Genomic DNA, 6696 nt, shown 5'->3' on the forward strand with positions numbered 1-6696 from the left:
ACGGTGGGCAGCTCCGCCAGCGCCGCATCGGCGAGGACGGCGCCGGCCACCGCGGCGTAGGCGCGCCGCCGGGCGGGGGAGCGCCGGGGGTGGTCCAGGGCCGCCTGGCCGGCGCCGACGACGACGCCGTCGAGGACGCTGCTGACGAGGGCACGGGCACGGTGCCGGGTACCGGGAGCCATACCGCACCGTACCGGGGATGGCACGGTGTGCGGGTGCGGACCATCGGGTTGCTGGGCGGGATGAGCTGGGAGAGCAGCGCGCTGTACTACCGGCTGCTGAACGAGGGCGTGCGGGGCAGGCTGGGCGGTCTGCACAGCGCCCGGTGCGTGCTGCTGTCGGTCGACTTCGCCGGCATCGAGGCGCTGCAGGCAGCCGGCGACTGGGACGCCGCCGGCGAGCTGCTGGCCGCTGACGCGGCCGCGGTGCAGGCGGCCGGTGCGGACCTGGTGCTGCTGTGCACGAACACCATGCACCGGGTGGCGCCCGCGCTGGAGGCGGTCCTCGACGTCCCGCTGCTGCACATCGCCGACGTCACCGCCCGGGCCGTCACCGCCGCCGGGCTGACCCGGGTGGGCCTGCTGGGCACGGCGTTCACGATGGAGCAGCCCTTCCTGCGCGAGCGGCTGGCCGCCGGCGGCCTCGACGTCCTCGTGCCGGGACCGGACGACCGGGCCGAGGTGCACCGCGTGGTCTACGACGAGCTGTGCCGCGGGGTGGTCAGCGACGTCTCCCGAGCCCGGTTCGTCGAGGTGGTCGGCCGGCTGGTCGCCGAGGGCGCGCAGGGCGTGGTGCTGGGCTGCACGGAGATCGAGCTGCTGCTCGGCGCGGACGACGTCGACGTGCCCGTCTTCGCCACCACGGCCCTGCACGTGCAGGCCGCCCTGGACGCCGCGCTGCGCTGATCCCGGCCCCGACTAGGCTCGACGGGTGAGCGTCACCCCGATCCGGATCATGGGCGACCCGGTGCTGCGCACCCCCGCCGCCCCCGTCGTCGACTTCGACGCCGAGCTGCGCCGTCTGGTCACCGACCTGACCGAGACCATGCACGCCGCCGGCGGCGCCGGGCTGGCCGCGCCGCAGATCGGCGTCGGCCTGCGCGTGTTCACCTGGTACGTCGACGGCGAGGTCGGCCACCTGGTCAACCCCGACGTCGTCCCGGTCGGCGAGGAGACCGAGGAGGACGCCGAGGGCTGCCTGTCCATCCCCGGCTTCCGGTTCGACTGCCGCCGGCACCTCTACGTCGCCGCCAGCGGGTGGGACATGCACGGCGAACCGATCCGGGTGGAGGGCTCGCACAAGCTGGCCCGGGCCATCCAGCACGAGACCGACCACCTCGACGGCGTGCTCTTCGTCGACCGGCTCGACGCCCAGGCCCGGGAGGCCGCCCTGTCGGTGCTGGCCGAGGCCGAGTGGCAGGGCCACGACAGCTGGCTGCCCCAGGGCGACCCGGCGCCGGCGCCCGTGGTGAAGGTGAGCCCGCACTGAGGCTCCTGTTCGCCGGCACGCCGGCGCCCGCGGTCCCGGCGCTGCAGGCCCTGCTGGCCGGCGACCACGAGGTCGTCGCGGTGCTGACCCGACCCGACGCCCGGGCCGGCCGCGGCCGTCGCGAGGTCCGTTCCCCGGTCGCGCAGGCCGCCGACGCCGCGGGCATCCCGGTGCTGCAGCCGCCGACCCCGCGCGACCCCGCCTTCCTCGAGGAGTTCGCCGCGCTCGGCGTCGACTGCGCCCCCGTCGTCGCCTACGGCGCGCTGGTGCCCCCGGCCGCGCTGGAGGTCCCGGCGCACGGCTGGGTCAACCTGCACTTCTCCCTGCTGCCCGCCTGGCGCGGCGCCGCCCCCGTGCAGCACGCGGTGATGGCCGGCGACGAGGTCACCGGCGCGTGCACCTTCCGGCTGGAGCAGGGACTGGACACCGGCCCGGTCTACGGCACCGTCACCGAGGCGGTGCGTCCCCGGGACACCGCCGGAGACCTGCTCGAGCGGCTCGCCGTCAGCGGCGCCGGGCTGCTGGTGGCCACCCTCGACGGCATCGCCGACGGGTCGCTGCAGCCGGTCCCGCAACCCGCCGAGGGCGTCTCGCTGGCCCCCAAGGTCGAGACCGCCGACGCCCGGGTCGAGTGGGCGCTGCCCGCGCACGTGGTCGACCGCCGGGTCCGCGGGGTCACCCCGGCACCCGGGGCCTGGACGACGTGGCGCGGCGACCGGCTGCGGCTGGGCCCGGTCGAGCCGCTGCCCACCTCGCTGGGGCTGGCGCCGGGCGAGGTGTCGGTCGGTGCCTCCGGTGTGCTGGTCGGCACCGGTCGCGGCAGCGTCCGGCTGGGCCTGGTGCAGCCGGCGGGGAAGAAGATGCTGCCCGCCGCCGACTGGGCCCGGGGTGCCCGGCCGGCCGACGGCGAGCGGGTGGGCGCGTGACGGGCCCCGGGGGTCGCCGCCGCGGCCCCACCGGCCGCCCGGCGGGTCCGCGCACCCGGCAGAACCGGCCCGAGAGCCGCTGGTCCCGCCCGGTCCTGGACGGCGCCCGGCTGACCGCCTACGACGTGCTGCACGGGGTGTCCTCCCGCGACGCCTACGCCAACCTGCTGCTGCCCCAGCTGCTGCGCGAGCGCGCCGCCGACCTCACCCCCCGCGACGCAGCCTTCGCCACCCAGCTCGCCTACGGCACGCTGCGCGCCACCGGCACCCTGGACGCCGTCCTGGCCGGGCTGGTGTCCCGGCCGCTGGCCGAGCTGCAGCCCGAGCTGCTGGACCTGCTGCGGCTGGGCACCCACCAGCTGCTGGACCTGCGGGTGCCCGCGCACGCCGCGGTGGACACGACCGTGGCGCTGGCCCGGGCGATCGTGGGCACCGGCGGGTCGGGGCTGGTCAACGCCGTGCTGCGCAAGGTCGCCGCCGGAGGGGGGCGCGAGCAGTGGGTGGAGGCGCTCGGCGCGACCGGGGACGAGCGGCTCGCGCTGCTCACCGACCACCCGCAGTGGGTGATCGACGCCTGGCGGGACGCCCTGGGCGCCGACGACGAGCTCGAGGCCGCGCTGCTGGCCGACGACGAGGCGCCCGAGGTGCACCTGGTGGCCCGCGCGGTCGACCGGTCGACGCTGATCGCGGAGTCCGACGGCCTGCCCGGCCCCTGGTCGCCGCACGCGGTGCGGCTGGAGGGCGGTGACCCGGGACAGCTGCCCTCGGTGCGGTCGGGCGCCGCCGGTGTGCAGGACGAGGGTTCGCAGGTGGCCGCGCTGGCCCTGGTGCGCGCCCCGCTGGAGGGCCCCGACGCCCGCTGGCTGGACATGTGCGCCGGCCCGGGCGGCAAGGCCGCGCTGCTGGCCGCCGTCCGCCCGGCCGGGGTGCACCTGACCGCCGCCGACCGGTCCGAGCACCGGGTCGGTCTGGTCGCCTCCGCGCTGCGCGACGCCCCCGACGTCGACCTGCAGGTCACCGACGGCCGCACCGGGCCGTGGGAGCCGGGCAGCTTCGACCGGGTGCTGCTGGACGCCCCGTGCACCGGGCTGGGCGCGCTGCGCCGCCGCCCCGAGGTCCGCTGGCGGCGGTCGCCGGGGGACGTCGAGCCGCTGGCCGCCCTGCAGCGGGAGCTGCTCACCGCCGCGCTGGCCGCCGTCCGGCCCGGGGGTGTGGTGGCCTACGTGACCTGCTCGCCGCACACCGCCGAGACCGTCGACGTGGTCGCGTCGGTGACCGGCCGCGACGACGTCGAGGTGCTGCCGGTCGGCCCGGTCTTCCCCGGCGTGCCCGACGCCGCGCGGGGCGATGCGCTGCAGCTGTGGCCGCACCGGCACGGCACCGACGCCATGTTCGTCGCCCTGCTGCGCCGCCGCGCCTGACGCCGGGGCGCCGGGGCCGGGACGGGTTGACCCGGCCGACAGGTCAGGATGGTCGGGTGCCCGACGTGGAGACCTACCCGCCGCCGCCGGAGTTCGCCGCCCGTGCCCACGTGGGCCCCGGGGTCCGGGAGGCGGCCGACGCCGACCCGCTCGGGTTCTGGGCCGAGCAGGCGGCCCGGCTCCAGTGGGACCGGCCGTGGGACACCGTGCACGACGACCGGGACTGGCCGACCGCGCGGTGGTTCGACGGCGGCCGGCTCAACGTCGCGGTCAACTGCCTGGACCGGCACCTGGACGCCGGCCGGGGCGGCAAGGTCGCGCTGCACTGGGAGGGCGAGCCCGGTGACCGCCGGACGGTCACCTACGCGCAGCTGCACGAGCAGGTGCAACGGCTGGCGAACGGGCTGACCGAGCTCGGCGTCGGGCCCGGCGACCGGGTCGTGCTGTACCTGCCGGTGCTCGTGGAGACCGTCGTCGCCACGATGGCCTGCGCCCGCATCGGGGCCGTGGTCAGCCTGGTCTTCGGCGGGTTCTCCGCCGACGCGCTCCGCTTCCGCGTCGCCGACACCGGCGCCACGGTCGTCGTGGCCAGCGACGGCCAGTTCCGCCGCGGCGCCGCCGTCCCCGTCAAGGCCGCGGTCGACGAGGCCGTCGCGGGTCTGGACCACGTCGCGCACGTGCTCGTCGTCCGGCGCACCGGGGACGACGTCCCGTGGACCGCCGGCCGTGACGTGTGGTGGGACGAGCTGCTCGAGCGCCAGCCCGCCGAGCACCCCGCGCCGTCCTTCCCCGCCGAGCACCCGCTGTTCATCGTCTACACCTCGGGCACCACCGGCCGGCCCAAGGGCCTGGTGCACACCAGCGGCGGCTACCTGACCCAGGCCAGCTGGACCCACTGGGCGCTGTTCGACGCCCGTGACGACGACGTCTACTGGTGCCAGGCCGACCTGGCCTGGGTCACCGCGCACACCTACGTGCTCTACGGCCCGCTGTCCAACGGCACCACGCAGGTCATCTACGAGGGCAGCCCGCTCACGCCGCACCCGGGCCGGCACTTCGAGGTCATCGAGCGGTACGGGGTGACCACCTACTACACGGCGCCGACGCTGGTGCGGACGTTCATGAAGCACGGCCCCCAGCTGCCCGCCGGGTACGACCTGACCTCGCTGCGGCTGCTCGGATCGGTGGGGGAGGCGATCAACCCCGAGGCGTGGCGCTGGCTGCACGAGCACGTCGGCGGCGGCCGGTGCCCGGTGGTGGACACCTGGTGGCAGTCCGAGACCGGGGCCGCGGTGGTCGCGCCGCTGCCGGGGCAGACCCCGTCGAAGCCCGGCTCGGCGACGCTGGCGCTGCCCGGGATGGCCGTCGCGGTGGTCGACGAGGACGGTCGGGAGACCAAGCCCGGGGTGGAGGGCAACCTGGTCATCACCCGGCCCGGGCCGGCCATGGCCCGCACCGTGTGGGGCGACCACGACCGCTTCGTCCGCTCCTACTGGGCGCCCTACGCCGACCGCCGCTGGTACCTGGCCGGGGACTCCGCCTCCCGCGACGAGGACGGCTACGTGTGGATCGGCGGGCGCATCGACGACGTGCTCAACGTCTCGGGGCACCGGCTGTCGAGCATCGAGCTGGAGTCCGCGCTGGTGTCGCACCCCCGGGTGGCCGAGGCGGCGGTCGTGGGCGCCCCGGACGACGTCACCGGCCAGCGGATCGTGGCGTTCGTGATCACCCGGGCCGGCGGGGACGACGACAGCGGGCTGGCCGAGGAGCTGCGCGCGCACGTGGCCGCCCGGGTGGGGGCGGTGGCCAAGCCGCGGGAGGTCGTCGTCGTCACCGACCTGCCCAAGACCCGCTCGGGCAAGATCATGCGCCGGCTGGTGGCGGACATGACCGCCGGCCGCACCGGCGGGGACACCACCTCGCTCACCGACCCGGCGTCGATGGGTGCCGTGGAGTCCGCGTGGACGGAGCACCGCCGGACGTCCTCCGGGGCCTGACGCGCAGGGGTGGGAGGTGGTCCTGCACGGTGGGAGGTCATCGCGACCACCTCCGACCGTCAGGGATCGCCTCCGACCCCTCTGCGGGGCGGCACCTAGGATCACCGGGTGCCACGCCGCCCGATGATCGCGCCCAGCCTGCTCTCGGCGGACTTCGCCCGGCTGGCCGACGAGCTGGCCCGCATCGCCGACGCCGACTGGGCGCACGTCGACGTCATGGACGCCCACTTCGTGCCGAACCTGACCCTCGGCGAGCCCGTGGTGCAGGCCATCCAGGTGGTCAGCCCGGTGCCGCTGGACTGCCACCTGATGATCGAGGACCCGGAGCGGTGGGCCCCCGCCTACGCCGAGCTCGGCGCCCGCAACGTCACCGTGCACGCCGAGGCCTGCACCGGCGACCCCCGCGCGTTGGCCAAGGACCTGCGGGCGGCCGGGTCGCTGGCGGGGCTCGCGATCAAGCCGGGCACCCCGATCGAGGGCTACACCGAGGTGCTGCGCGACTTCGACACGCTGCTGGTGATGAGCGTGGAGCCCGGCTTCGGCGGCCAGGCCTTCATGCCCGAGGTGCTGGACAAGGTCCGGGAGGCCCGCCGGCTGGTCGACACCGGCCACCTCACCCTGCTCGTCGAGATCGACGGCGGGATCAACGCCGACACCATCGAGGCCGCCGCCGAGGCCGGGGTGGACATGTTCGTCGCCGGTTCCGCGGTCTACGGCGCGGACGACCCGTCCGCGGCCATCGCGGCGCTGCGCGCGCAGGCCGCCCGTTCCTTCCCCGAGCAGTGACCGACCCGGTCACCGCCGAGCAGGCCGCCGCCGGGGCCCGGGCCGCCGCGGCCGCCCGGACCACCAGCGGTCCCGGGC

At 76.6% G+C, this 6696-nt stretch carries 7 protein-coding genes; 6 read left to right on the forward strand and 1 reads right to left on the reverse strand.

Annotation, left to right across the window (positions count from 1 at the left end; translation table 11 throughout):
- Positions 1-182: hypothetical protein (locus NH342_RS21155; RefSeq protein ID WP_253018030.1), on the reverse strand; the 182-nt coding region annotated here is incomplete at its 3' end.
- A gap of 33 nt (positions 183-215) precedes the next feature.
- On the opposite strand from NH342_RS21155, the gene NH342_RS21160 reads away from it, so the two are divergent.
- From NH342_RS21160 to rpe, 6 genes are all read left to right on the forward strand, one after another.
- Positions 216-905 (forward strand): aspartate/glutamate racemase family protein, encoded by a 690-nt coding sequence (locus tag NH342_RS21160; RefSeq protein ID WP_253018032.1) that lies wholly within the window; start codon positions 216-218, stop codon positions 903-905.
- A 25-nt stretch (positions 906-930) separates the two neighbouring features.
- A complete protein-coding gene (def, locus tag NH342_RS21165; protein WP_253018034.1) occupies positions 931-1488 on the forward strand; it encodes a peptide deformylase in 558 nt (185 codons plus the stop codon).
- A gap of 5 nt (positions 1489-1493) precedes the next feature.
- Positions 1494-2414, forward strand: coding sequence for a methionyl-tRNA formyltransferase (gene fmt / locus NH342_RS21170; protein ID WP_256481014.1), 921 nt, complete (start codon positions 1494-1496; stop codon positions 2412-2414).
- On the forward strand, positions 2411-3835 hold the full coding sequence (locus NH342_RS21175; RefSeq protein WP_253018036.1) for an RsmB/NOP family class I SAM-dependent RNA methyltransferase: 1425 nt from the start codon (positions 2411-2413) through the stop codon (positions 3833-3835). Before fmt ends, NH342_RS21175 begins: the two co-directional genes overlap by 4 nt.
- A gap of 56 nt (positions 3836-3891) precedes the next feature.
- The gene (gene acs, locus NH342_RS21180; protein WP_253018038.1) at positions 3892-5832 is read left to right on the forward strand and encodes an acetate--CoA ligase; all 1941 of its coding nucleotides are present in this window, start codon (positions 3892-3894) and stop codon (positions 5830-5832) included.
- Positions 5833-5940: 108 nt separating this feature from the next.
- Positions 5941-6618: a ribulose-phosphate 3-epimerase gene (rpe, locus tag NH342_RS21185; protein ID WP_253018040.1), complete on the forward strand. Its 678-nt coding sequence runs from the start codon at positions 5941-5943 to the stop codon at positions 6616-6618.
- Positions 6619-6696: the final 78 nt, after the last annotated feature.

The sequence above is a fragment of the Klenkia sp. PcliD-1-E genome, assembly GCF_024124375.1.
Lineage (GTDB): Bacteria > Actinomycetota > Actinomycetes > Mycobacteriales > Geodermatophilaceae > Klenkia.